The 23,256-nt window shown below is 70.8% G+C and carries 22 protein-coding genes, 2 pseudogenes and 1 riboswitch; of the genes and pseudogenes, 9 read left to right on the forward strand and 15 right to left on the reverse strand.

Translation table 11 applies throughout. The annotated features are described in order from the left end of the window. Window positions 1–79: 79 nt before the first annotated feature. From ACFVUT_RS23735 to ACFVUT_RS23760, 6 genes are all read right to left on the reverse strand, one after another. Complete coding sequence (locus ACFVUT_RS23735) at window positions 80–487, reverse strand: DUF2511 domain-containing protein (RefSeq protein WP_389656721.1); 408 nt, start codon at window positions 485–487, stop codon at window positions 80–82. 7 nt (window positions 488–494) lie between these two features. Further along, complete coding sequence (locus ACFVUT_RS23740) at window positions 495–1,400, reverse strand: ABC transporter ATP-binding protein (RefSeq protein WP_389656724.1); 906 nt, start codon at window positions 1,398–1,400, stop codon at window positions 495–497. Then, entirely contained in the window at window positions 1,397–2,191 is a 795-nt protein-coding gene (locus tag ACFVUT_RS23745; RefSeq protein WP_389671036.1) for a hypothetical protein, read from the reverse strand. Before ACFVUT_RS23745 ends, ACFVUT_RS23740 begins: the two co-directional genes overlap by 4 nt. Then, the gene (locus tag ACFVUT_RS23750; protein WP_389656730.1) at window positions 2,191–2,832 is read right to left on the reverse strand and encodes a hypothetical protein; all 642 of its coding nucleotides are present in this window, start codon (window positions 2,830–2,832) and stop codon (window positions 2,191–2,193) included. Before ACFVUT_RS23750 ends, ACFVUT_RS23745 begins: the two co-directional genes overlap by 1 nt. A 163-nt stretch (window positions 2,833–2,995) precedes the next feature. Then, on the reverse strand, window positions 2,996–3,982 hold the full coding sequence (locus ACFVUT_RS23755; protein ID WP_389656733.1) for a hypothetical protein: 987 nt from the start codon (window positions 3,980–3,982) through the stop codon (window positions 2,996–2,998). Then, a complete protein-coding gene (locus ACFVUT_RS23760; RefSeq protein WP_389656735.1) occupies window positions 3,979–4,536 on the reverse strand; it encodes an RNA polymerase sigma factor in 558 nt (185 codons plus the stop codon). The genes ACFVUT_RS23755 and ACFVUT_RS23760 overlap by 4 nt, the downstream gene beginning before the upstream one ends. 268 nt (window positions 4,537–4,804) lie before the next feature. Here ACFVUT_RS23760 and ACFVUT_RS23765 point away from each other — a divergent pair, with 268 nt between their 5' ends. The 6 genes from ACFVUT_RS23765 to ACFVUT_RS23790 all read left to right on the forward strand — a co-directional run bounded on the left by ACFVUT_RS23765 (window position 4,805) and on the right by ACFVUT_RS23790 (window position 13,225). Continuing rightward, complete coding sequence (locus ACFVUT_RS23765) at window positions 4,805–4,975, forward strand: gallidermin/nisin family lantibiotic (protein WP_389656738.1); 171 nt, start codon at window positions 4,805–4,807, stop codon at window positions 4,973–4,975. Window positions 4,976–5,066: 91 nt separating this feature from the next. Beyond that, window positions 5,067–8,453 (forward strand): lantibiotic dehydratase, encoded by a 3,387-nt coding sequence (locus ACFVUT_RS23770; protein WP_389656741.1) that lies wholly within the window; start codon window positions 5,067–5,069, stop codon window positions 8,451–8,453. Continuing rightward, entirely contained in the window at window positions 8,450–9,934 is a 1,485-nt protein-coding gene (locus tag ACFVUT_RS23775) for a lanthionine synthetase C family protein (RefSeq protein WP_389656744.1), read from the forward strand. Before ACFVUT_RS23770 ends, ACFVUT_RS23775 begins: the two co-directional genes overlap by 4 nt. Further along, window positions 9,931–11,037 carry an ATP-binding cassette domain-containing protein gene (locus ACFVUT_RS23780; protein WP_389656747.1) on the forward strand — a complete coding sequence of 369 codons (1,107 nt, stop codon included), beginning with the start codon at window positions 9,931–9,933 and terminating at the stop codon, window positions 11,035–11,037. Before ACFVUT_RS23775 ends, ACFVUT_RS23780 begins: the two co-directional genes overlap by 4 nt. Beyond that, a complete protein-coding gene (locus ACFVUT_RS23785; protein WP_389656750.1) occupies window positions 11,034–11,834 on the forward strand; it encodes an ABC transporter permease in 801 nt (266 codons plus the stop codon). The genes ACFVUT_RS23780 and ACFVUT_RS23785 overlap by 4 nt, the downstream gene beginning before the upstream one ends. After that, window positions 11,831–13,225 (forward strand): DUF6895 family protein, encoded by a 1,395-nt coding sequence (locus ACFVUT_RS23790; protein ID WP_389656753.1) that lies wholly within the window; start codon window positions 11,831–11,833, stop codon window positions 13,223–13,225. The genes ACFVUT_RS23785 and ACFVUT_RS23790 overlap by 4 nt, the downstream gene beginning before the upstream one ends. An 89-nt stretch (window positions 13,226–13,314) precedes the next feature. Here the strand turns inward: ACFVUT_RS23790 and ACFVUT_RS23795 are convergent, their stop codons facing one another. Both ACFVUT_RS23795 and ACFVUT_RS23800 read right to left on the reverse strand, forming a co-directional pair. After that, entirely contained in the window at window positions 13,315–13,602 is a 288-nt protein-coding gene (locus ACFVUT_RS23795; RefSeq protein ID WP_389656756.1) for a DUF397 domain-containing protein, read from the reverse strand. After that, window positions 13,584–14,426: a helix-turn-helix domain-containing protein gene (locus ACFVUT_RS23800; protein ID WP_389656759.1), complete on the reverse strand. Its 843-nt coding sequence runs from the start codon at window positions 14,424–14,426 to the stop codon at window positions 13,584–13,586. Before ACFVUT_RS23800 ends, ACFVUT_RS23795 begins: the two co-directional genes overlap by 19 nt. 168 nt (window positions 14,427–14,594) lie before the next feature. On the opposite strand from ACFVUT_RS23800, the gene ACFVUT_RS23805 reads away from it, so the two are divergent. Both ACFVUT_RS23805 and ACFVUT_RS23810 read left to right on the forward strand, forming a co-directional pair. Continuing rightward, window positions 14,595–14,819 carry a hypothetical protein gene (locus tag ACFVUT_RS23805; RefSeq protein WP_389656762.1) on the forward strand — a complete coding sequence of 75 codons (225 nt, stop codon included), beginning with the start codon at window positions 14,595–14,597 and terminating at the stop codon, window positions 14,817–14,819. Between the two features lie 106 nt (window positions 14,820–14,925). Beyond that, entirely contained in the window at window positions 14,926–15,417 is a 492-nt protein-coding gene (locus ACFVUT_RS23810; protein ID WP_389656765.1) for a hypothetical protein, read from the forward strand. A gap of 183 nt (window positions 15,418–15,600) precedes the next feature. Here the strand turns inward: ACFVUT_RS23810 and ACFVUT_RS23815 are convergent. Next, window positions 15,601–15,814 (reverse strand): annotated as a pseudogene (locus ACFVUT_RS23815) (DNA-binding protein); the annotation flags it as partial. 969 nt (window positions 15,815–16,783) lie between these two features. Continuing rightward, window positions 16,784–17,563: a nucleotidyl transferase AbiEii/AbiGii toxin family protein gene (locus tag ACFVUT_RS23820; RefSeq protein ID WP_389656969.1), complete on the reverse strand. Its 780-nt coding sequence runs from the start codon at window positions 17,561–17,563 to the stop codon at window positions 16,784–16,786. Between ACFVUT_RS23820 and ACFVUT_RS23825 the strand changes: the two are divergent. Continuing rightward, window positions 17,499–17,645 (forward strand): annotated as a pseudogene (locus ACFVUT_RS23825) (hypothetical protein); the annotation flags it as partial. The gene ACFVUT_RS23820 and the pseudogene ACFVUT_RS23825 sit on opposite strands and share 65 nt — an antisense overlap. A 37-nt stretch (window positions 17,646–17,682) precedes the next feature. On the opposite strand, the gene ACFVUT_RS23830 reads toward ACFVUT_RS23825, so the two are convergent. The 5 genes from ACFVUT_RS23830 to gcvT form a co-directional block, all read right to left on the reverse strand. Then, entirely contained in the window at window positions 17,683–18,297 is a 615-nt protein-coding gene (locus tag ACFVUT_RS23830; protein WP_389656768.1) for a type IV toxin-antitoxin system AbiEi family antitoxin domain-containing protein, read from the reverse strand. Between the two features lie 252 nt (window positions 18,298–18,549). After that, window positions 18,550–19,932 carry an L-serine ammonia-lyase gene (locus tag ACFVUT_RS23835; protein WP_389656771.1) on the reverse strand — a complete coding sequence of 461 codons (1,383 nt, stop codon included), beginning with the start codon at window positions 19,930–19,932 and terminating at the stop codon, window positions 18,550–18,552. Window positions 19,933–20,144: 212 nt separating this feature from the next. Beyond that, entirely contained in the window at window positions 20,145–21,404 is a 1,260-nt protein-coding gene (gene glyA / locus ACFVUT_RS23840) for a serine hydroxymethyltransferase (RefSeq protein WP_389656774.1), read from the reverse strand. Window positions 21,405–21,423: 19 nt separating this feature from the next. Continuing rightward, window positions 21,424–21,801 (reverse strand): glycine cleavage system protein GcvH, encoded by a 378-nt coding sequence (gene gcvH / locus ACFVUT_RS23845; protein WP_389656777.1) that lies wholly within the window; start codon window positions 21,799–21,801, stop codon window positions 21,424–21,426. Window positions 21,802–21,892: 91 nt separating this feature from the next. After that, window positions 21,893–23,017, reverse strand: coding sequence for a glycine cleavage system aminomethyltransferase GcvT (gene gcvT, locus ACFVUT_RS23850; protein ID WP_389656780.1), 1,125 nt, complete (start codon window positions 23,015–23,017; stop codon window positions 21,893–21,895). A gap of 139 nt (window positions 23,018–23,156) precedes the next feature. Continuing rightward, window positions 23,157–23,254: riboswitch (glycine riboswitch) on the reverse strand. Window positions 23,255–23,256: the final 2 nt, after the last annotated feature.

Here is a 23,256-nt window from a genome sequence, read left to right on the forward strand (position 1 = left end):
CGCGCCGCCCGCGCCCGCGCCGCCCGCGCCCGCGCCGCCCGCGCCCGCGCCCCCCGCGCCCGCGCCCATCCGTGTCCCGTCATCGGCCCGCCTTGCAGAGCTTCAGGGTCCTGCTGATCAGTGAGCCGAGGCTCACCTTGTCGCCGCTGTCCCCGGACACCCGCACGGGTGCGATGTCGTCATAACCGGCGTCCCGAGCACGGTCGTTGAGCGCGTACGTCATGCCGTCGGGGACGGTGAAGACGGCCTGGTCGCCCTTACGGCATTCGGCGGTGCCGTGATCGACCGTCAACGGCCAGGTGTAGCCGAGGTTCTTTTCACTGATCCGCTGCTTGGTGGCGGTCGGGCTCGGGAGCGGTACGGGATCGGTGGTGGTCGGCTCGCTGCGGCCACTGCCCCCGCAGGCGGTCAGTGTCAGCAGCGCCAGACCTGCCACGGCTGTGACGGCTGCGTATGTGACGGCTGCGTACCGGTTCTTCGCGATCACGTGTCGGCTACCTCACTGTCGGAATGCTGGTGGGGTGTGCCTGGCCGTCGGCGTCCAGCAGGGCGGCGTAACCGTCCTCCAGAGTCGGCTCGACCGGGCGGGCACGGGTGGGTGGTGTGGTGGTGACGACGCGGTACTCGGTGCCTTCGGAGGTGGTCACCGCGCTCACCACTTCGGCGCCCGGCGGCGGCCCTTCGGTGGAGCTCCCGGCCCGCCACACGTAGGTGCAGCCGGCTGCCTGGCTGACCAGAGCGGTGGTCGAGTCGTGGAAGACCAGACGGCCGGCGGCGAGCACGGCCACTTCGGGGCAGGTCTGGGCGACATCGTCGAGGATGTGGGTGGAGAGCAGCACGGTGCGGCCGTGACCGAGACGGGCGAGCAGCGCGCGGAAGCGCATCCGTTCGTGCGGGTCGAGGCCGGTCGTGGGCTCGTCCACGATCAGCACCGAGGGGGCGCCCATCAATGCCTGTGCGATGCCGACCCGTCGCTTCATACCGCCGGAGAACCCTGCCAGCCGCTCGTCGGCCCTTTCGTCCAGGCCGACTTCGGCGATCCGCTCGTCGACCTGACGGTGGCGCTCACGCTTGTCGTGCATGCCCTTGAGCACGCCGATGTAGTCGAGGAACTCGCGTGTGGTGAGGTCGGGGTAGAGGGACAGTTCCTGCGGAAGATAGCCCAGGGTGCGTTTGACGGCGGCGAGTCCGGCGCCGGTCGACAGGTCGTGTCCGGCGACGAACACCCGGCCCGAGGTGGGCCGCAGCACGCCCGTCAGGATGCGCAACAGGGTGGTCTTGCCTGCTCCGTTGGCGCCGAGCAGTCCCACCGTGCCGCTCTCGATGTGGAGATCGACTGCGTTCAGCGCGCGGAAGCCGCCGGGGTGGACCTTGGTGAGTCGTTCCGTGGTGATGTTCATGATGCTCCGTGTCGTCTGATGCGGGCGACGAAATGGCCGAGCGCGTAGCAGACCGCGGCCATCGTGAGGACGAGGGCGACGTTCACCCCCGCGGTCGCGTCGCCGACTGCGGGCCGCAGCGCGCCGGTGCCCTGCCGGGCTGCCCACACCTCGGGGGCGTGCGCCCAGGCGACCAGCGGGTAGCCGCCGAGCGGGGAGAGGACGGTGCCGGTCGGCGTGGGAAGGGGTGAGAAGGCCGGTGGGAAATGACAGGCCCACAGCCACACCACGACCGTGACGGCGCGCGCCGCGGCCACCGGAAGCAGTACGCCGAGGAGTCCGGCGAAAGTGGTGACCAGCAGGGCCGCCGGAACGATGACCGCCACCAGCGAGACGACCGCCGAGCCGAACGGTGCCGGGGAACCCTCGGCCACCGAGAACACCGCGGCGTACAGCAGGAAGAGACCGGCGACCGGCGCCAGGGCGGTCAGGAGGGGGCCGCCCAGTATCCCGGCGGTTCGCGGAAGCGGTCCGGCAGGAGTGGCGGCCAACAGCTCCGTCATGCCGCGGGCTTCGAGGGAGCGGTGCAAGCGGTCGGCGAGCGCGATGCCCACGCCGAGGGTGCAGAAGGTGTTGATGACCACCGCTGCCGCCCCGGCTCTGGCGGCCGGATCGCTGTGGCCGGTGATGACGGGTGAGGTGGCGACCAGGAGCAGGCTGAGCAGGACCAGGGGCAGCACCGCACCCCATACGACCTTTCGGCGAGCCGCCATCAGGGCTTCGTAGCGCAGGGTCCACAGCAGGGCGGTCATCATGCCTCCCGGGGGCCGACATGTGCGCCCGCACCGCTGCCGAGCCGGGCGCCGGGGCGTCCGGCCGGGCCGAGCGCACGCAGTGCGAGCGCGGTCAGCCAGGCGCCGGCCAGCAGCGCGGGAATCGCCTGCCCCACTCCTTCCGGTACCACCTGGTCGATCAGGAGCAGTTTGGCGAGGACGACGGCGACGACCAGACCGGCGGACGGCGCGGCCGATCCGGTCCGGACCGCCGACCACACGGCGGCCCCGCTCAGGAACGCGGTCAGACCGGCCAGTTCCAGCAGGGTGACCACGGGGCCGGGGCGATGTCCGGTGGCAGCCACCAGCCCTGCCAGAGCGAGAGCGGCGATCGACGCGACGGAGCCGGGCCAGGCCAACCGGCGGGCGACGGTGCGTGGATAGGGGGTGGGCAGCGACAGATGGAGCTCCAGCATCGGCTCGCGTGCCACCGCTGCCGCACAGACCAGGGCCGTGGCGGTGGGGAGCGCGCAGCTCAGCAGCGCGCGGTCCAGGACCACTCCCGCGCCGGGGCCTGCGGCCACTGCCGCGGATGCCAGGAGCGCGGCCAGAACCGGCAGCACGATCGCTTGCTTTCCACAGCGGCGTGCTTCGTGGGCCCACCATGATGCAGCGGCCATGGCGCTGCTCCTCCCGTCGTTCCCCAGCCTCCCGTACACCCCGTACGTAGCGGTCCGGCCTGTGGCGGTTCACGCCTGGAGCCGACGACCAGCCGTGTGAGCGACGTATCGCGCGCGGGCGCCCGGCCGGTGCCGCGGCGGGCAATCCCTGTCTGTTGCGGCACTAGGACGGTGCGGGCTCGCGGTAGGACCGCATGGCACGAGCGGCCCAGGCCAGCAGGACGGCGGCCGAGGCGATCGTCCACGGTGTCGTCGCGAGGATCACGTCCAAGAACGCGTCGACCGGTGTGCTGAACAGTCCGTGCGGACCGCCCACCACGCCCAGGAACCAGAGCGTGCCGCCCGCCGCCGCGCCCACCGGTGGTGAGAAGCGGACGGAGAGCGCGAGCGCGAGCGACGCGGCCAGCAGTGATTCGCCGAGCCAACTGGCCACCACCGCCCACCAGCCGGGCCCCTGAACGAGCACCGAACAGATCATGGCGAGTGCCAGATCGACGCAGAGAACCACCGCCAGCCTGGCCAGGAACACCGCTGCGGGCGGCACCGGCAGCGTGAACAGCAGCTCGCGCCGGGGATCCCGCCGTGGCGAGGCGACGATCAGCGCCCCGAACAGCACCAGCAGCACGACGGACGCGCCGAACAGCCGCACCCCGAGCCGTTCGTGCACCTGGGCCGATGCCACAAGGGCTGCGGCGACCAGGAAGATCGCGCTGAGCGGTGCCCACAGCCCGGGCATCAGCAGCGCCTGTCCCCTGGCCAGTTGCCACGCGGTCCGCCAGGGCCGGGCGAGGCCGGGAGCCGCGCGGCGTCCGCCGTTCGCGGCCGGTCCGGGCCGGGCCGGGGGGATGCGCAGGCTGCCGGACCCGACGCGGGCGCTCCGTCCGTGCACGGCGACCGGCACGGCCGGGGGCCCGCCGCTCGTGCTCACGGGGCCGACAGCGGTGGGCAGGGCCCCCAGCAAGCCGTCGAAGGACGGTACGGGCACGGCCTCTTCCGCCGCTTCGGCGCGCACGGCACACGTGATGTCCTGCCAAACTGCCAATCTCGTACGGCAGTCGGAGCAGTCGGCCAGGTGTCCACCACGGTGCGGGGCGAGGGCTCCGGCTCGCGCCAGACATGCCAGGACGTCGTCTGAGAGGTGATCGCTCATAGCTGTCCCGATCCTTCCAGCCGGGTGGCGGCGAGCATGGCGCCCAGGCGCCTTCGGGCGTGGGACATGCGGCTCTTGACGGTGCCCACAGGAATGGCGAGCGCGGCAGCCACCTCCGGGTAGGCCATCTCCTCGAACAGCACCAGCGCGAGGACCTCACGCAGATGCTCGGGAAGCGCGCGCACGGCTGTCCGTAAGGCGGTGTGTTCGGACTCCACCACGATCTGGTCCTCGACGCTCGGCGCCGAGTCGGCCACATGCCGCGCCTCCGACAGATCCGTCAGGTGCGGCCGTGACCTGCGGAGCTGGTTGTGTGCCTGCCGTCTGGCCACGCCCATCAGCCAGCCCCGTACGGAGGAGTCGCCACGGAATCCCGCGGCCGAGCGCCAGACGGCCAGCCAGGTCTCCTGCAGGATCTCCTCGGACACGCCCTGGTCCGAGGTGAGTCTGCGGATGAGGCGGAGCATTGCGCCGGCATGCCTCTCGTAGAGGGTTCGTAGAGCGGTCTGGTCGCCGTGGGCGACGGCGGATAGCAGAGCTTCGTCCGAGCACACACCAGGTACGTATCAAGAAAGTGACGGCCGGTTCACTGTCCGTCGCCACGAGGGCCGATTTTTCAGCCGGGGGAGTGGTGTGCGACAGCCGCGCCACGGGCCTCCGTGGTAATGAACCCGGCCCGCCGCGGAGCGGACTGCGGGGACTGCCCGGACTGCCAGGACTGCCAAGCGGAAGCGAACCTATTGAACGGCGGTGGGCGGCCATGGATGGTGAGGGACAGGTCACGATCCGTGACCATCGTTCGGTTTTCCGTAAGGAGCCAGCATGGGAATCAAGGCCAGTCCGCAGTCACAGAACGATACGAACCTGTTCGATCTCGACCTGGAGATCGGCGTGGAGCAGTCCGTCGCCGGACCCGCCATCACGAGCGTCTCCTACTGCACCCCCGGCTGCACCAGCGAGGGCGGCGGCTCCGGCTGCAGCCACTGCTGTTGACGGCGCGCATCCCTGGGGTCGGGCGGATACCGGCCCGGCTCCACGGGCTGTTCCCGGGCCTGCCGGGACGAGGACGAGAGGGGGGACACCCGTGAGGGAACCGCCGCGGGAGGCACCGTTCGAGGCACCGTTCGAGGCGAGGGACGTCTTCCTGTACCGTGCGCCGCTGCTTCCGGCAGAGGCCCGGGACCGGGGAGGATCCGGTCTGCGCGTCCCCGTCGGGGCCGACCCCCGGTCCCTCGCCGCCTGCGCCGACCTGCTCGCCTCCGTTCCCGTGGACGGGGTGCTGGGCGAGGCCCTCGACCTCGCGTCCCCCAGCCTCGCCTCCATGGTCCGCCGCGTCACCGACCACGGCGCGGCCGGCATCAAGGCGGGGCAGCTGCGCCGGGCCGCGCTCGCCCTGCTCCGCTACGACATCAGGATGCGGACCAGGCCCACCCCCTTCGGCCTGTTCGCGGGTGTCGCCCGAGGGCAGTTCGGCCCCACGGCCGAGGTCGAGCGCGGCACGGCGCACCGCACCCGTACCCACGCCGACATGCAGTGGCTCACCCGGATCGGCCATCGTCTCGAACGAGACCCGGCCGTCCTGTCCACGCTCACCGTCCAGGCCCACCAGGCCCTGGTCCCGCGCGGCAACCGGCTCGTCCTCACCGCGCCCTCCACCCAGGGGGTGCCTCCGGGCGCGGGCGGCGAGGGACGCTCCACGGTGTCCGTACGCAGGACCCCGGTCGTCGAACGAGCCGTGGCCGAGGCCGCCTCACCCCTGCCGTACGAGGAACTGCTCCGGCGCACCACCGAGGCGTTCCCCGGCGCACCACCCGAGCGGGTACGCGGCCTGCTCGTCGATCTGGTCCGCCAGGAGATCCTCGTCACCGGGTTGCGCCCGCCCCTGGACGGCGGCGACCCGCTGCACCATGTCCTCGGTCTGCTCGCCGCGGTCGTCGACCCGTCCGAGGAGACCCGGCGGATACGGGACACGCTGCTGGACGTGGAACGGCAACGGCAGGAGTACGACGCCACGCCCGTCGGGGACGGGCGCCCGCGTCTGAACCGGCTGTTGAGCACGGCCCGTTCGGCGGAGCCCGACGACACGCCCCTGCACGTCGACACCCGCCTCGATGCCGCTGTGCGCCTGCCGTACGCGGTGCGGGAGGAGATCGAGGCAGCCACCGGTGTGATGTGGCGGCTCTCCCGCCCCAAGCTCGGGCTGCTCGCCCTGCGCGACCACCACCGCCGCTTCCTCGACGTGTACGGGGCCGACCGGCTCGTGCCAGTCCTGGAGCTGCTCGACGCATCGACCGGACCGGGCGCCCCGGCCGGCTACGGCTGGCCCAACAGCGAGGCCCCGCCCGTTTCGCCCGACGTCCCCCGCACCGCCCGCCGGGACCGTGCCATGGCCCGGCTGGTCGCGCTCGCACAGCGCGCCGGACGGCGCGAGGTCGTCCTCCGCGACACGGACCTCGACGAGCTGTGCCACGACACGGCCGACCACGCGGACGTACCCAACTCCTGCGAGGTGACGGTGCAGGTCGTCGCCCCCTCGGTGGAGGCGCTGGACGAGGGCGAGTTCCGCGTCTTCCTGTCGCCCTCGCCCGGATCGCACCGGGCCGGTTCCACCTTCGCCCGGTTCGCCGACCAGCACCCCGACTGGCGCGCTGAGTTCGCCGCACTGCACCGGGACAACCCGGTGCACATCCAGGACGCGTTCCCCGTCGATCTTGCCTTCAGGCCGCGTTCGGGCCGGGCCGCGAACCTCGCCCACACCGCCCCGGCCACCGGCCGTCGCATCGGTGTCGGGCTCCCCGACGCCCCCGACACCGAGGAACTGCGCCTGAGCGACATCGGGATCGGTGCCACTCTGAACCGGCTGACCGCCGTGCACATGCCCACCGGCCGCGAGATCGTGCCCGTACTCGGCAACATGATCAGTGCACCCGCCCAGGCCCCCAACGCCGTGCGGCTGCTGTGGGAGATCGGACTGGAGGGCCAACGGCTCTGGGAGCCGTGGAACTGGGGCCCGTTCGCCGACGCGCCCTTCGTGCCGCGGGTGCGCTACGGACGGTTCGTACTGGCCTGTGCCGTCTGGCGACTGGACGTGCTCCACGCGCGGGCCCAGGAGACGCGCGCGCGGAGCGACGACGCGCGCGTGGCCGACCGGGAGCGGTCGATCGCCGACTGGCGGGCCGCCTGGGACGTACCGCGCCACATCCTCGCGGTCACCGCCGACCAGCGGCTGCTGCTCGATCTCGACGACGCGTGGCACCGCGAGTTGCTGTTCGACCAGTTGCTGCGCCATCCCGACCTGATCGCCCAGGAAGTCCCCGGTGAGTACGAGAACTGGCTGGACAGCCCACTCGCCGGGCACACCGTCGAACTGGTCGTGCCGATGGTCCGCCGCGAGGCCGGCCATCCCCGCCGCAGGCCGTATGCAGGGGCGCGCCGTGCCACCGAAGCCGACGCTGCGGCCGCACGCACCCCATGTACCGCACACGCCCCACCTACCGCAGACACCCCACGCATCGCTCACACCCCACCCACGGCACACGCCCCACGCACCGCTCACACTCCACCTACCGCACCCATCGCACGTTCCACCCGCACTGTCCACGGCCTCGGCGGAGAGTGGCTCTACCTCAAACTGCACGGCTCCGTCCGTACCCAGGACGACCTGCTGCGTGATCACATCCCCGAACTGGTCGACGTGGCAGGGCGGAACGGCGCCGACGGATGGTTCTTCGTCCGGTACACCGACGACACCGGCCACCATGTGCGCCTGCGGTTGCACGGCGCCCGTCCGGACGAGCTGTGGGGGGCCGTCGCTCCGGCGGTCGGCGAGCTGCTCCGGGGGTGGCAGCTGGCGGGGCTGCTGCGCGGCCACACCCTCGACCAGTACGACCCGGAGACCGAGCGCTACGGCGGACCCTCCGCCCGGCGGCAGGCCGAGGAGGTCTTCCGGTACGACAGCGAAGCCGCCGTCGAGCTGCTGCGCGTGGCCAAGGACCCGGCGAACGGCTACGACGTCGACGATCTCGCCGTCGTCTCCTGCGCCGCGCTGGCCCACGCCTTCGGACCGCCGACCCGCACCGGTCCGCGGTTCACCGAGAGCTATGGCGACGACTGTGCCGCGACCTGGCTGTCCATGACCGGCGAGCGCCGCGACCTGCCCACGGCCTTCCGCGCCCGTTCCGCACGCTGGCGCCACCTCGTCGACCCTTACGGCGGCTGGCCGGCGCTCACCGGGGATCCGGCCGGGATCCGCGTCCTCGACGCGCTGCGCCCGCGCGACCGGGAGGTGCGCCGACTGGCGGCACGCGTACGGGAGTCCGGGGACACGGCGGAGGGCCGGGTCGTCGGCAGTCTGCTGCACATGGTGTGCAACCGCCTCTTCGGCGGTTCCAGCGCCCGCGAGCTGACCGTGCTGGGCGTCGCCCGCGGCGCTGTACAGGATCACGCCAACCGCCGGAGGTACCGACAGTGAATCCCCCCAGCGATGTCGGAACCGACGAGTCCGCCCGGACCGACAGCACCACTGGAACCGACAGCACCACTCGAACTGACAGCACCACTCGAACCGACAGCACCGCCCCGACCCACGGGTCCGCCTCGACCCACGAGTCCGCCCGAACCGATGAGATCGTCCACCTCGTTGCCGAGCGGCTCGCCGACCCCGAACACATCGCCGCCGTGGCCTCGCACGACGACAACCGCGACCCGGTCTACGGCGCCGTCATGTGGGGCCCTCTGACGCTCGCCAACGGCCTCCCCGGCACCGCGCTCCTCCATGGCGAACTGGCCCGTACCGACGACGCCCGGCGGCGAACCGCTCACCGTCACCTCGCCGCCGCCGGGCGCGTCATGGGGGCCGCGCCGAGCCGGGGCCTGTTCTCGGGACCGGCCGCGCTGCTCGCCGCCGCCCAGACCTGCGCGGGCCCGGAAGGGCACTACCGTTCCCTGCGGCGGGGGCTGGCGGCCTGGGTCGCCGAGGACCAGACCGAGCGGCTGCGTCTCTTCCGTGCCCGCGCCCAGGGCGGTGCCACCGGTGTCGACTGGGCCGCGTACGACCTGGTCAACGGTGTTTCGGGGACGACCCGACTGCTCCTGGACTCGGTGGCCGACCCCGCCGAGGCCGGTCCCGCCGTCGAGGCGGCGCTCGCCGCTTCCCTCCGCCACCTCGTCGACCTCACCGCTCCGGTCCCGGTCGACGGCCATCAGATCCCCGGATGGTGGGTGCCCGCCGGGCTCCAGGTCGGCGCCCGGGACCGCGAGACCTACCCCCGCGGGGACTTCAACCTCGGGATGGCCCACGGCATCGCCGGACCGCTCGCCGTGCTCAGCTCGGCCTACGAGGCCGGGCACGGGACGCCGGACATCCGCGACGCCATCCACCGCATCGCCGACTGGCTGCTCGGCTGGACACTGCGCGACGAGACCGGACCGTACTGGCCCGCGCGGGCCGCCTGGGAGCACGAACTGGCGCCGCGGCGTCCACGCGAGCTGTTCACCCGTACCGCCTGGTGCTACGGCACCCCGGGGGTCGCCGCAGCCCTCTTCCGGGCCGGGACCGCCCTGGACCGGCCGGACTGGTGCGCCACCGCTGCCGACGCGCTACGGGTCGCACTCCGGCGCGACGAATCGGCGTGGGCGATCGAGGGGGCCACGGTCTGCCACGGCTACGCCGGCCTGCTGCGCATCGTGGCCCGCGTGGCCGAGGCGACGGGCGATCCCGAACTGCACGCCGGACGCCGTCGCCTGACCGGCAAGGTACTGGCGTGCGCCGATGAGAACGCCCCCTTCGGGTTCCGCCACCTCATGCGCTTCCCCGCCGCCGCCCGCTCACCCGTACCGCACCGTGCGGTGAACACCGCGGGCATGCTGGAGGGCGCCGCGGGCGTCGCCCTCGCGCTCCTGCCCGTCGGCCGCGGCCCCCACCCGTGGGACCGCACCCTGGGGCTGGCATGACCGGCCGGCCGACGCAGGCGGGCGACGCGTCCGGCACTTCGGCCGAAGCGCCCGCAACCCCGTCCGAAGCGCCCGCAACCCCGTCCGACGTGCCCGCAACCCCGTCCGAAGCGTCCGCAACCCCGTCCGACGCTCCCGCAACCTCGTCCGAGGCGCACGGCCCTCCCGCCTTCGAGGTGATCGGTCTCGTCGTGCGTCACGGCCGGGCGACCGCCGTACAGGGCGTGTCGATCAGCTCGCCACCGGGCCGGGTCACCGCGCTGCTCGGCCCCAACGGTGCGGGGAAGTCGAGCCTGCTGGGTGCGGTGTCGACCGCGTCCCGGCCCGATGCGGGGACGGTCCGGATCTTCGGCCAGGACGTCCGCGAGGCCCCGGCCGCCGCACGCCGCCGCCTCGGGCTCGTCTTCCAGGAACGCACCCTGGACAAGGAACTCTCTGTCGAGCGCAACCTGTGGTTCCACGCCCGCCTGTTCGGCATGAAGCGGGCGGACGCGCGAGCCGGGATCGACCTGATGCTGGAGCGCTTCGACCTCACCGACCGGCGGCGTCAGCCCGTCGAGGAGCTGTCCGGCGGACTCGCCAGACGGGTCGAGATCGCCCGCGCCCTGCTGCACCGCCCCGGCCTGATCATCCTGGACGAGCCCACCAACGGCCTGGACCCGACCGCGCGCGCCACCGTGTGGAACGATCTGCTGCGGTTGCGCGACGATCTGGGCGTCACCGTCCTGTACGCGACGCACTACATGGACGAGGCGGAGTATGCCGACGAGATCGTCATCCTGCGCCAGGGCCGGGTTGTCCGGCGGGGCAGCGTCGCCCAGCTCAAGAGCAGCCTGGAATCGTCCCGTTGCGTGGTGAGCTGCGCGGACGACGAGGCCGCCGCCCGGCAGCTGCGCGCCGCCGGCTTCGAGCCGCTGATCGGGCCCGGCGGAGTCGCGGTGCACTGCGCCGACCCGGAGGCCCGGGTCGCGGAGCTGGTACGGGCGCTGGACGTCCCGGCACTGACCGTGTCCGTGCACCATCCGTCCATGAACGACGTCTACGTGGCGGCTGCCGGCCGGAGCGGACCGGAACAGACGCGGGAAGGCGTGGGCACACCATGACCGTGACCATCGCCGGCGCACTGCCCCGTGGCGCGCGTGACGGCCGGCTGAGGGTGGCGCTGCTCGCCGTCGGCGTCATCGCCCATCGCGATCTGCTGCGGCAGGGCAGGCGTCCCGGTGTGCTGCTCAGTCAGGCCGCGCAGATCCTCTTCTTCGTCCTGGTCTACGCGGTCGGCTTCGACGGGATGATCGGCGCGGTCGGCCAGGTCCCGTTCAGCGCCTATGTCTTCCCCGGGATCATCGCCATCCAGGTCGTCTCGATCGGGGTCGCCTCCGGTCAGACATACGCCTGGGACCGCGAGTACGGCGTCCTGCGTGAACTCCTCGTCGCTCCCGTGCCCCGTGTCTGCCTGCCTCTGGGAAAGGTCGTGGCGGGAGCGGGGACGGTGACCGTGCAGAGCGCGGTGATGCTCGCCTTCTCGCCGCTGATGGGGGTGGAACTGACCGCGGGCCGGTTCGCCGCCGGGGTCGGCTGCTACGCGCTCGCCGCCACCGTGTTCAGCGTCATCGGACTCTGTCTGGCCACCGTCATCACACGGGTCCAGACGCTCCAGGCCACCGTCCAACTCGTCATGTTCCCCATGCTGTTCCTGTCCGGATCGGTCTTCAGCGCCAAGGACGTTCCGGCCTGGCTGGGCTGGATCATGCACATCAACCCCATGACGTACGCCGTCGATCTGGCCCGTCAGACCCTGCTGGACGGCGGCGGCCTGCTGCCGCCCCTGGTGGACCTCTGCGCACTGGCCGGAATGCTCGTGGCCGGCCTGGCGCTGCTGAGACTGCGGAGCGGACGATGAACGCCGACTGGCCCGCGCTCCCGGCCCACGCGCGGGCCGTCGGTGCGCCTCTCGACGACGAGGAGCAGGCGGCCCGGCGGGTGCTGACGGGTGCGTTGCGCTGGATCGAGACGCACCTGGAGTGGTTCGCGCCGCGTCGCTGGGAGGAGTTCCTGCCCCGCCGCCCTTTCCGTCCCGGCCCTCTCCTCGAACTCCTCGCACTGGTGCGGGTGCTGGACCGGTCGGGCATCGTGACCAGGGACGCACCCGTGTGCCGTCGCGCACTGACCCTCGCCGAAGAGGCCGTCCACGACGCCGACTTCGTGCGCGGCCTGCACCGTGGCGACGCGTTCTTCCCGTACCACCTCAACCTGACCGCGCTCCTGGAATTGCTCGGCCGCCCCCATCCCGCGTTGCGCACGGCCTGCGAGGCACTGCTCGCGGCGGACGCGGGCGGCCACTGCCGCCCGTACAAACCGGTCCTCTCCAGGGCCGAGCTGCGCTACTTCATCGACCGCGGCGGCTTCACGGCTCCCCCCGCGCTGCCGGGAATCGGCGCGCTCTACCGGGAGAGCGTCGCCGCCCGGGGCCCCGACGTCCTCCAACTGACCGGGAGCGAGACGTACGCGCTGACCCATGTCCTCTTCTACGTGACGGACTTCGGACACCACCGCCGTCTGCCCGACCGGAGCGGGGCGGTGGCCGAGGTGCGCGAGACGGTACGGGTGCTGCTCGGCGTCCACCTCGCCCGGGGCGGTCTGGACCTCCTGGCGGAACTGCTGCTGTGCGACGCGGCCCTGGACGACGGCTGGGAGAACGAGAACGAGAACGAGAACGAGAACGAGAACGCGGGGCCGGGGCCGCTGAGGCTCGCCGGGTGGAACGCCCTGGCCGCCGCCCAGCACGCCGACGGTGCCGTGCCCAGCCCCGTGCACCACCCCGAGGTCCTGGCCGGTCTCACGGGCGACCGCGCCACCGCCTACCTCTTCGGCACCTGCTACCACACCACCCTCGCGGCTGCCCTCGCCGCCACCGTTCGAAGCCCGGACACGCAGCGCACCCGGGCCCCGGACCTCACCGGATTCCCTTTGCCACGCGCGGACCCCGAGGAGATCCGGCAGTGGCTGCGCAGGGCGACCGAAGCGGCCGGGACCGCCCCGGCCCCCGTACGTACGGCCTGGGCCGTGCACCTCGATCCGCTGCTGGCACTCGGCGTCCAGGCACACGATCCGGACGTCCTGGCCGATGTCGTGCGGGCCGCCGAGCGGTTGGGACACGCCGGGCGTCCACTGGTGCGCTCGGCGGCGGCACTTCTCGCCGCGTGGGGCCCGGCAGGGCCGGTCGGTGTCCGCGCCTCTGGACTCAGCCCCGGGGGAACGCTCCGCGGCGCATCGCACAGTGGACCACGGTGACCGGCTCTCGCGGACTTCGCTGGCGCTCCGGCACGACGACGGCCCCCGCTGTCGGGCGAGGGCCGGTCGTTCGAAGGCTGTCGCGTGGCTCAGACGGTGAAGTCCCCGCCCTTGGCGGCGGTCACGAACGACGACCAGGCGGCCGACTCGAAGATGAGCGCGGGGCCGTCCGGGTTCTTGCTGTCACGCACGGGCACGACGGCGGGAAAGCCGTCGGCGACCTCGATGCACGCGCCGCCGTCCGAGTTGCTGTAGCTGGACTTGCGCCAGGCGACGGCGCTCAGGAAGTCGTCGGAGACCTCGATGCAGTTGCCGCCGTCCGTGTTGCTGTGGCTGCTCTTGCGCCATGTCACATTGCTCAGGTCGATGGCTCGCACGGCACTTCCTCCAACATCCGCATGATGAACTTCCGTGACGCGACCGGGGACAGCGCCAGGTCACGCACCGCATCATATCTGCGCTGCACACGCTCGACTCTGCTTGATTCCTCGATCAGTTCACCACGTACGTCGTTCTCGGTGTAGGCCACGGTACGACCGTCCGGCAGCCGCAGGAACATGGTGTCGGTGTTCATCAGACCGTGAGGACCGGCACTGAACGGCAGTACGTGGAGGGTGATGTTGGGGCGGTCCGACGCCTCGGCCAGATATTCCACCTGCTCCCGCCATGCCTGGGCGTCGCGCAACTGCGTGCGCAGCACCGCCTCGGAGAGGATGACGCGGAACGGCGGTGCGTCGTCCCTCTCCAGCAGCTTCCGTCGCCCTATGCGCGCTTCGACCTGCTGGTTCAGTTCTTCGCTCCGGATGCCGCCCGCCGCGAGTGCTTCGCGTGCGTATCCGCCCGTCTGGAGCAGACCCGGCGGGGCGCTCACGGAGTGCTGCCACAGGCTCACCGCCTCCGCCTCCAAGGTCATGTACCGGCGGTACTGCTCGCGGAACTGGGTCGGGTCACCTACGGCCAGCTCCCACAGCGTGAGCAGGAGGCCGGGCGTCCCGTAGTACTGGTCGAGTGCCTGCACGACCTCCGGACCGCCCAGGGTCTCGCCGCTTTCCATCTTGCCGAACAACGACCAGTCCCAGCCGAGCACTTCACCCAGCTTGCGCAGGCTGTGTCCGCGCTGCGAGCGGAGTAACCGCAGCTCCTCGACGAACCGTTGACGTGGTTGCTGGCTCCGCCCCGTGACCACCCGTCTCGGCGGCATGACGTGCTCCTCCGTGGAAGGTGTGGAACTACCGCCGGGGCCGGGGAAGTACAGCCCGCCGATGGTGTTCGTTCCCTGTTCCGGGTCCATTCTCGTAATGCCCGGAACACGCACAGTAGTCGAAGTCCTCGCATCTCACGCAGGTGTTGGGCGAACGGAGCGGAACTCATGACGACGCAGCGGCGAGCGGTCAAGAAGATCAACGAAGCCGAGGAAGCGCGCGACGCGCTCGGCGCGGCGCTCCGGCGGGCAGGCATCCAGCTTCCCGCGCTGGACGTCCGTCCCGTGGCGCGCACCGACGGCGCCGGATACGCCCTGGTGACCCTCGGCGACTGCTCCGCGCCCGTGGCCTGCGCGCTGGCGGCGGTCATCGAGAAGGGGGCGGCGCGGTGACCCGGCGGGACTTCCGCCACGTCCCGTTCACCATCGAGCAGGGCGCGACGGCGGAGCCGGAGTACGAGGCCCGTCGCGTCTCCGACGACGCGACCGGACGCGCGGGATGATCTTCGCCCCGGCCGTCGCACGTCCGTGGCGCGACGCGTGGCCGCTGGTCGCGCAGCCGGACGACGGCAACGCGTGGGTGACGGGGACCTGTTGGCTGTACTGCCGACGCGCGGGCGTGCGCGTGCTGTGGATCGGCTCCGTACGCACCCCTGGTGCGACGGGTGACATGTATGCGTGCGGCCCGTGCGTCGCGGAACTCAACCACATGGTGCGCCTCCAGTCGCACGACAGGGACGCACCCGCTGCCGCCCCCACCGCGCAGCCCGCCGTACCCGCCCGCGGGGGAGACCTGACGGAAAGGACGGAGGCCAGGCACACATTCAGGAGTACGACCGGGAGCACGTACGGGAACAGGGCGGGGAGCGCGTCCGGGAACAGGACCACGGACCCGGCCACGAACAAGCCCCTGACGTGCGAGCACCGGCAGACCGAGCAACGCGACGGCAAGACCCACTGCGGCACCTGCAAGCGCCAGCTCTACCTGTGAGCGACAGTTTCACTGCGAGCCTGCGAGGCATCCGGCGCGTCGGCACCCGGCAAGGACGGTGCCAGGACGTCGAGCAAGAAGCAGGGACGGCATCGACAGACCTCGGACCGGGGGCGCTGCCTCGCGTACTGGTGAAGCGTGCCGTGTCCGGGCAGCTCTCTCCGCCATGAGTTGCGGTGCGGGTCAGATCTTCACCACGCGTACGCCGGGGCCGCTCAGCATCAGGAGATCTTCGGGGGGCTGAGGTCAAGACGGTTCCTGGAGCGGGCGAGGCCAGTGCGGTGGCAGCCGCGAGGGCGCCGAGGGCGCCGAGGGCGTACTTGTGGCCGTGCAGGCCGACGGCGGCGAGCAGCTTGCCGGCGTGGCGGGCGATGGCTTCGGTGGGCGGGACGATGCTGCCGCAGACGACGACGATCACCGGCCGAGGCCCGGAGTGGGCGGCCGATGAGAGGGGTTGTGACACCGGGCTGCTCCGCAGCCGGGGCGCAGGGCCCGATGTCACCTGCCCGGGACACAGAGTTGACCGGACGGGCCACCGTGCAGACGACACCGGCCGGCCGTCCGGGCGGCTTCGGTGACGAACGTGTTCTCACCTCGTGCGAGACCGGTAACAGCACCCCACTGTCCTGTCGGCCTGTTGTGACGTCGGGCTACGCTCGTCGGCGTAATCGAACCAACGGCAATGAAGGGGGAACGCCTTGAGACGAACAGTGACGGCATTCGTCATATCCGCGATGGCGATGACGGGGATCATATCGACCGCCGGATCGGCGGCAGCGGATTCCGAGACCCGCTGGGGATGCAAAGCGAAGTTCTACGCCATAGACGCAGACCAGGGCGGTGGCACCGGATATTCGTCCTGTCCGCAGCTTCCGTCCAATCGCCGCCACGCCGTCATGCTCTACTGCAATGGAAAATACTCGGGAGTCGGCCCCTGGGTGAAGGCCGGTATACTCTCCACCAGTCATTGTGCAGGTGGAGTAAAGGCCACAGCCGCCTATGTGACGACCATTACCGTGTAGTTGCTGTCGACCGGGAGGCAGGCGCCCACCCCGGTGCCTGCCTCCGCGTTTCGGATGCGGTCCTCGCAGCGTGATCGCCGGGGTCGAACGGGTCCTCCTTGCTTCCTGCTCGCGCCCGCAGCCTCCTTGCCTTGGCCGCCGGGCTCCGGACCCACTGTTCCGGACCCACGTAGCCCCGGTTCGCAACGGTGTCCTACGGATGGGAAGTTCCCGCATTTCCCTGGTGTCACGAACGACTGGGCATCCACCACTCCGTGTGTCGGACGCGCCTCCGACAGTCAGTGACGGGACGTCATTGACGCTTCAGGGGGTGGGCATCTCCTGCGGTGTATCAGGGAGCTGGATCACGTCCACGTACTGGCTGAGCTGTTCCAACTACGTGTGGCGGCAGTGCCTGCGAGCAGTGGGTCTGCGAATGCGATGACTAGGCCGACCACGTCAGTGAAGAGATTCGGATAGCCGGCCGAGGAAGGCCCCTGTCGGCGGAGCCAGGCGGCGTAGGAGGATTGGCGGCGCTTGGCGAGGTCGGTGATCGCGGCGCTGAGGGGCTTCAGCTCGATGCCGCGGTGTGTGGCGGTGGCGGTCAGGGCTGCGGCCAGTTCTTCGCCGTTGAGGTTGTTGAGCGTCAGCAGGCGGTAGAGGTCCGCGTAATCCCGGTCGCGGGTGTTGAGATCGCCGAGCGAGATGGCGGTGGAGAGCTTCTCGGCGATGACGGTGGCGAGCGGGTAACCGAAAAGTTGGAAGCTGTCCGCGGTGAGCTGCTGCGGGTAGTTGATGGTCTGAGGTCCGGGAGTGACGGGGTCGCCGAAGCTGATGTCCAGTTGGAGCTTGAGACGTGCCCGAGCGATCGATGCGGCCATGGACAGCCGTAGGCCGTGATACTCGTCTTCCTCTCGGATGGGTACGGTTCTGAGCGTGGCGGAGTCGTATGCCACGCCGTCGTCGACCTCAGTGGTGGCGATCGCGGCGATTCTGCGGATGATCTCGGCTTCCTCGCCAGAGAACGCGCGGCCGAGGATGTCGATGTCACGGGTCATCCGGCGGGCGCCGAACTGGGCGAGCAGCAGGCCGCCCTTGAGGACGAAGTGCTCGCGGCCGAGGGGGGATGCTGCCAGGCGGTACAGGAAGCGTTCGAGTACGTACTCGACCATGACCTCGTCCGTTGAACGGCCGTTGCGACGAGCCAGATTGCGCAGGTCGTTGTAGACGCGGCCTGCGGTGGTATCGCGAGTTGGGTTGACCATCAGGCGAGCACCGCCTCTACGGCGGGGCGGATGACGGAGAGCGCGCCCAGCTCGCGGGCGATGAGTTGGAGTTCGCCGACCCCACTCCGCCCGCTGCGACGCAGGTAGCGACCGAGTGCGGACAGGGCCATGGTCTCGCCGATTCTGCCACGGTGGCGCATCGCGTCGACGACGCTGCGGGCGGCGTTGTATGCGGGAATGGTCTCTCCTGGTGCGGCCTCGAACCGTTCGACGCCAAGGTTGAAGGTCTTCGCCGCGTACTGCGCCACCACGGTCGGGGGATAAGAGATCGCGGGACGGCGTGATCCGCGTGGTACGGCGATGTGTACGGCACTGGGGATGTCGTCGATCAGCTCGTGCAGAGCCAGGGCGGACTCCCCGCACAGGACAGCGCGAGGCGCCCGCGTACACACGGCCAGTAGGTCTGCGTATGCGGTCTCCGGCGCGTCTGCCCGCCGGTACACACCACGGGACAGTTCATCTATCTCCCCTTCGGTGACCAGGTATGCCAGATCGCGAGCGGAGAGCAGGGCCTGACGTGCCTGCGCTGTCGTGAATGTCGGGGAGAGACCGGCCAGCCGCTGCTCCAGGCGCGAGATTTCAGCAGCACTCATGTATCGAATGATACCCCTTTGGTGTGTCTAGGGGATCGATTTGATACATTCAGATGGTGGGGGGCAGAGCTTCCGTCCTTGACTGTGCGCCACGAACCTGCAGGTCAGACGCCCATCCGCAAGTGATTTCCCAGGGATTTCGCAGGGACTTTCACGTCTGTCCCAGGGGGGGCCAGGGACTTTCCGCCGCGTAAGCAGGGAAGGCCCCGACAGCGCCGAAAGATGCAAAGGCACTGGTCAGGGCCTGTCCCGTCAGCACTCGATGATGTTCACCGCAAGCCCGCCGCGCGCCGTCTCCTTGTACTTCACGCTCATGTCCGCGCCCGTCTCCTTCATGGTCTTGATGACCTTGTCGAGGGAGACCTTGTGGCTGCCGTCGCCGCGCAGTGCCATCTTCGCCGCCGTGACGGCCTTGACCGCGGCCATGCCGTTGCGCTCGATGCAGGGGATCTGGACGAGGCCGCCCACCGGGTCGCAGGTCAGGCCGAGGTTGTGTTCCATGCCGATCTCGGCGGCGTTCTCGACCTGCTCGGGGCTGCCGCCGAGCACCTCGGCGAGGGCGCCCGCGGCCATGGAGCAGGCGGAGCCGACCTCGCCCTGGCAGCCGACCTCGGCGCCGGAGATGGAGGCGTTCTCCTTGAAGAGCATGCCGATGGCCCCGGCGGCGAGGAGGAAGCGGACGACGCCGTCCTCCTTCTCCGACTCGGTGGCGCCGCCGGCCGCGAAGTTCATGTAGTAGTGCAGCACGGCCGGGATGATGCCCGCGGCGCCGTTGGTGGGTGCGGTGACGACGCGGCCACCCGCCGCGTTCTCCTCGTTGACCGCCATCGCGTAGAGAGTGATCCACTCCATCGCGTGGGTCTGCGGATCGCCCTCGGCACGCAGCTGGCGCGCGCTGGTCGCGGCACGGCGGCGGACCTTGAGGCCGCCCGGCAGGATGCCCTCGCGCGACATGCCGCGCGAGACGCAGGCCTGCATGACGCGCCAGATGTCCAGCAGACCCGCGCGGATCTCGTCCTCGGTGCGCCACGCCTTCTCGTTCTCCAGCATCAGCGAGGAGATCGACAGACCGGTGTCCTTCGAGAGCCGCAGCAGCTCGTCGCCCGTGCGGAAGGGGTGCTTCAGCACGGTGTCGTCGAGGACGATCCGGTCCTCGCCCACCGCGTCCTCGTCGACGACGAAGCCGCCCCCGACGGAGTAGTAGGTCTTCTCCAGGAGAAGGGCGCCCTCGTGGTCGAACGCGAAGATCGTCATGCCGTTGGCGTGGTAGGGAAGCGCCTTGCGGCGGTGCAGGACCAGGTGTGCGTCGGCGTCGAAGTCGATCTCGTGCATACCGAGCAGGTTGATCCGGCCGGTGGTGCGGATCCGCTCCACCCGTTCGTCGGCGGACTCCACGTCGACCGTGCGGGGCGACTCGCCCTCCAGGCCGAGGAGGACGGCCTTCGGGGTGCCGTGGCCGTGGCCGGTCGCACCGAGCGAGCCGTACAGCTCGGCGCGTATCACGGCGGTGTGGGCGATCAGGCCCTCGTTCTTCAGCCGGCGCGCGAACATACGGGCGGCGCGCATCGGGCCGACCGTATGGGAGCTGGACGGGCCGATGCCGATCGAGAACAGGTCGAAGACCGAGATGGCCACGGGGAACTCCTCAGGGTTGGTAGACGCCGTCGTCTGCCAGGTGGTGCGGTACGGGCCGGTCGGCCCGAAGAGCGGTGGGGACAAGGGATGGGGCACCACGCTCACTGGCCAGTGTGCGTGGTGCCCCGCCCGAAAGGTGACGAACTGTGTCCCGAACCACGTCGGGACGGGCCGAGCCCGGTGCGTACCTCGGGCCGGTCCGCGTTCCGGACCTACTTCAGGCCGGGGTACAGCGGGAACTTCTCGGCCAGCGCGACGACGCGGGCCTTCAGGCCGTCCGCGTCGTAGGACGGCTTGAGCGCCGACGCGATGATCTCCGCGACCTCGGTGAAGTCCTCGGCCTGGAAACCGCGGGTGGCCAGGGCCGGCGTACCGATCCGCAGGCCCGAGGTGACCATGGGCGGTCGCGGGTCGTTCGGGATGGCGTTCCGGTTGACCGTGATGCCGATCTCGTGGAGGCGGTCCTCGGCCTGCTGGCCGTCCAGCTCGGAGTTGCGCAGGTCGACGAGGACCAGGTGGACGTCCGTACCGCCGGAGAGCACGGAGACGCCGACCTCGGTGACGTCCGGCTGGACCAGACGCTCGGCGAGGATGCGGGCGCCGTCCAGGGTGCGCTGCTGGCGCTCCTTGAACTCCTCGCTCGCCGCGACCTTGAACGAGACCGCCTTGGCCGCGATCACGTGCTCCAGCGGACCGCCCTGCTGGCCCGGGAAGACCGCGGAGTTGATCTTCTTGGCGAGCTCCTGCGTCGACAGGATGACGCCGCCGCGCGGACCGCCGAGGGTCTTGTGCGTGGTGGTCGTGACGACGTGGGCGTGCGGCACCGGGTTGGGGTGCAGGCCCGCGGCGACCAGTCCGGCGAAGTGCGCCATGTCGACCATCAGGTACGCGCCGACCTCGTCCGCGATGCGGCGGAAGGCGGCGAAGTCCAGCTGGCGCGGGTACGCGGACCAGCCGGCGACGATCAGCTTCGGCTTGGACTCCTTGGCCAGACGCTCGACCTCGGCCATGTCCACGACGCCGGTCTCGTCGACGTGGTACGGGACCACGTTGTAGAGCTTGCCGGAGAAGTTGATCTTCATGCCGTGGGTCAGGTGCCCGCCGTGGGCCAGGTTCAGGCCCATGATGGTGTCGCCCGGCTTCAGCAGCGCGAACATCGCGGCGGCGTTGGCCTGTGCGCCGGAGTGCGGCTGGACGTTCGCGGCCTCGGCGCCGAACAGCGCCTTGATGCGGTCGATGGCGATCTGCTCGACGACGTCGACGTGCTCGCAGCCGCCGTAGTAGCGGCGGCCGGGGTAGCCCTCGGCGTACTTGTTGGTCAGGACGGAGCCCTGGGCCTCCATGACCGCGACCGGAGCGAAGTTCTCCGAGGCGATCATTTCGAGGGTGGACTGCTGGCGGTGGAGCTCGGCGTCGACAGCGGCGGCGACGTCCGGGTCCAGCTCGTGGAGGGAGGAGTTGAGAAGCGACATCAGGTGGTCCCTTGGGGTCTCAGTTGCCGGAGAACGCGGTGTACTCGTCGGCGGAGAGCAGGTCCTTCGGCTCCTCCGCCACGCGTACCTTGAACAGCCAGCCGCCCTCGAAGGGAGCGGAGTTCACCAGCGACGGGTCGTCCACGACGTCCTGGTTCGCGGCGGTGACCTCGCCGGTCACCGGCGAGTACAGGTCGCTCACCGACTTGGTCGACTCCAGCTCGCCGCAGGTCTCGCCCGCGGTCACCGTGTCACCGACCTCCGGGAGCTGGGCGTAGACGACATCGCCGAGCGCGTTGGCGGCGAACTCCGTGATGCCGATCGTGGCCACACCGTCCTCGACGGCCGACAGCCACTCGTGCTCCTTGCTGTAACGCAGCTGCTGGGGGTTGCTCATGACCTGAATTCTCCTGTACGCGGGGGAGTGCTGATGAACGGTGGTCTTACGGTGTGAGACGCGACTGCGTCACTTCCGGGATGCGGGGACTTCACTTCCGGCGCTTGTAGAAGGGCAGTGCCACGACCTCGTACGGCTCGTGGCTGCCCCGGATGTCCACTCCGACGCCCTCGGTGCCGGGCGTGGCGTGCGCGGCGTCCACGTACGCGAGGGCGATCGGCCTGCCCAGGGTGGGCGACGGGGCGCCCGAGGTGACACTGCCGACGACCTCGCCCCCGGCGACGACGGAGAAACCGGCACGCGGTACCCGCCGGCCCTCGGCGATCAGCCCGACCAGCTTGCGGGGCGGAGCGGTCTCGGCGCGCTCGGCGGCGGCCTGCAGGGCCTTGCGGCCGACGAAGTCGCCCTCCTTCTCGAACTTCACGACCCGGCCCAGACCCGCGTCGAACGGCGTCAGCTCGGTGGTCAGCTCGTGCCCGTAGAGCGGCATGCCGGCCTCCAGGCGCAGCGTGTCGCGGCAGGAGAGACCGCACGGGACCAGGCCGTGGGAGGCGCCCGCCTCGGTGAGGGCCTTCCACAGGCGCTCGGCGTGCTCGGGGGCGACGAACAGTTCGAAGCCGTCCTCGCCGGTGTAACCGGTACGGGCGATGAGCGCGGGCACACCGGCGACCGTGCCGGGCAGACCGGCGTAGTACTTCAGGCCATTCAGGTCGGCGTCGGTGACGGAGGCCAGGATGGCGGGGGACTCGGGGCCCTGGACGGCGAGCAGGGCGTACGCGTCGCGGTCGTCGCGCACCTCGGCGTCGAAGCCGTCGGCCCGCGCGGTCAGCGCGTCCAGCACCGTCCGGGCGTTCCCCGCGTTGGCGACGACCAGGTACTCGGGGGCCGCGGCGTCACCGAGGCGGTAGACGATCAGGTCGTCGAGGATGCCGCCGTCCTCGGCGCAGATCATCGTGTAGCGGGCGCGGCCCACGGCGACGGTCCCGATGTTGCCGACCAGCGCGAAATCCAGGAACGCGGCGGCCTCGGGTCCGGTGACGGTGATCTCGCCCATGTGCGACAGGTCGAAGAGACCGGCCCTGGTGCGGACCGCGTGGTGCTCGTCGCGCTCACTGGCGTAGCGCAGGGGCATGTCCCAGCCCGCGAAGTCGGTCATGGTCGCGCCCAGCGAACGGTGCAGCGCGTCGAGGGCGGTGAGACGGGGGGCAGTGCTCATGGATGTGGCTCCCAGGGCATGACGACGAGGACGATCCCTCCCCATCTGTCATCGGAACCTGAGAGGTTCGCCGAGAGCCCCGAAGGGATCGGCTTGCACCTTGGGTGGAGCCGCGGAGCGGCCCGCTTTTCAGATCTGCCTCATCCACGCGGTACGGGGCCTGAGAGATTCAAGGGAGGAACTTGCTCCTTCGGCGCCCGGCACAGGCAGTGACCGGGACTCTCCCGCGCGGATTCAAG

The sequence above is a fragment of the Streptomyces sp. NPDC058051 genome, from assembly GCF_042885475.1.
Lineage (GTDB): Bacteria > Actinomycetota > Actinomycetes > Streptomycetales > Streptomycetaceae > Streptomyces.

Bases quoted from the DNA above. Each gene is read 5' to 3' on its own strand.
- ACFVUT_RS23740 (WP_389656724.1), bottom strand. From the start codon at position 1,400: ATGAACATCACCACGGAACGACTCACCAAGGTCCACCCCGGCGGCTTC.
- ACFVUT_RS23745 (WP_389671036.1), bottom strand. From the start codon at position 2,191: ATGACCGCCCTGCTGTGGACCCTGCGCTACGAAGCCCTGATGGCGGCT.
- ACFVUT_RS23750 (WP_389656730.1), bottom strand. From the start codon at position 2,832: ATGGCCGCTGCATCATGGTGGGCCCACGAAGCACGCCGCTGTGGAAAG.
- ACFVUT_RS23755 (WP_389656733.1), bottom strand. From the start codon at position 3,982: ATGAGCGATCACCTCTCAGACGACGTCCTGGCATGTCTGGCGCGAGCC.
- ACFVUT_RS23765 (WP_389656738.1), top strand. From the start codon at position 4,805: ATGGGAATCAAGGCCAGTCCGCAGTCACAGAACGATACGAACCTGTTC.
- ACFVUT_RS23780 (WP_389656747.1), top strand. From the start codon at position 9,931: ATGACCGGCCGGCCGACGCAGGCGGGCGACGCGTCCGGCACTTCGGCC.
- ACFVUT_RS23785 (WP_389656750.1), top strand. From the start codon at position 11,034: ATGACCGTGACCATCGCCGGCGCACTGCCCCGTGGCGCGCGTGACGGC.
- ACFVUT_RS23790 (WP_389656753.1), top strand. From the start codon at position 11,831: ATGAACGCCGACTGGCCCGCGCTCCCGGCCCACGCGCGGGCCGTCGGT.
- ACFVUT_RS23800 (WP_389656759.1), bottom strand. From the start codon at position 14,426: ATGCCGCCGAGACGGGTGGTCACGGGGCGGAGCCAGCAACCACGTCAA.
- ACFVUT_RS23805 (WP_389656762.1), top strand. From the start codon at position 14,595: ATGACGACGCAGCGGCGAGCGGTCAAGAAGATCAACGAAGCCGAGGAA.
- ACFVUT_RS23810 (WP_389656765.1), top strand. From the start codon at position 14,926: ATGATCTTCGCCCCGGCCGTCGCACGTCCGTGGCGCGACGCGTGGCCG.
- ACFVUT_RS23830 (WP_389656768.1), bottom strand. From the start codon at position 18,297: ATGAGTGCTGCTGAAATCTCGCGCCTGGAGCAGCGGCTGGCCGGTCTC.
- glyA (WP_389656774.1), bottom strand. From the start codon at position 21,404: ATGTCGCTTCTCAACTCCTCCCTCCACGAGCTGGACCCGGACGTCGCC.
- gcvH (WP_389656777.1), bottom strand. From the start codon at position 21,801: ATGAGCAACCCCCAGCAGCTGCGTTACAGCAAGGAGCACGAGTGGCTG.
- gcvT (WP_389656780.1), bottom strand. From the start codon at position 23,017: ATGAGCACTGCCCCCCGTCTCACCGCCCTCGACGCGCTGCACCGTTCG.